The sequence below is a fragment of the Klebsiella sp. HMSC09D12 genome, assembly GCF_001808475.1.
GTDB lineage: Bacteria > Pseudomonadota > Gammaproteobacteria > Enterobacterales > Enterobacteriaceae > Klebsiella > Klebsiella oxytoca.
The window spans coordinates 219,229-219,968 of record NZ_KV793506.1; the positions used below are offsets into that span (position 1 = coordinate 219,229).

At 61.6% G+C, this 740-nt stretch carries 1 protein-coding gene; it reads left to right on the top strand.

Features of this window, described 5'->3' with window-relative positions:
* Nucleotides 1–740: fimbria/pilus outer membrane usher protein (locus tag HMPREF3178_RS30480; RefSeq protein ID WP_175438964.1), on the top strand; the 740-nt coding region annotated here is incomplete at both ends.

The following is a 740-nucleotide window of genomic DNA, read 5'->3' on the forward strand; positions in this document are numbered from 1 at the left end:
ACCGCAGCGGCAGCAATCAGCAGGAAAAACCGAAGTTCTTCCAGGGAACTTTGTTGCACGGTCTTCCGGCGGGCTGGACCCTGTACGGCGGCACCCAGCTGGCGGACCGCTACCGCGCCTTTAACCTCGGCGTCGGCAAAAACATGGGGGAGCTGGGGGCGCTATCGATGGATATCACCCAGGCCAACGCCACCCTGCCCGATGACAGCGAACATCAAGGGCAGTCGGTGCGTTTCCTCTATAACAAGTCGCTGACGGATACCGGCACCAACATTCAGCTGGTGGGCTACCGCTACTCGACGCGCGGCTATTTCAGCTTCGCCGACACCACCTACAACCGGATGAGCGGCTACAACGTCGAGACCCAGGACGGCGTGGTGCAGATGAAGCCGAAGTTCACCGATTACTACAACCTCGCGTACAACAAGCGCGGCAGGGTACAGCTCAGCGTCACCCAGCAGCTGGGGCGTACCGCCACGCTCTACCTGAGCGGTAGCCACCAGACCTACTGGGGAACCAGCAGCGCCGACCAGCAGCTCCAGGCCGGGCTTAACGCCGCCGTCGACGATATCAACTGGACCCTGAGCTACAGCCTGACCAGAAACGCCTGGCAGCAGGGCCGCGACCAGATGCTGGCGCTTAACGTCAATATTCCGTTCAGCCACTGGATGCGCTCCGACAGCAAATCAGCGTGGCGGCACGCCAGCGCCAGCTACAGCATGTCCAACGATCTGAACGGC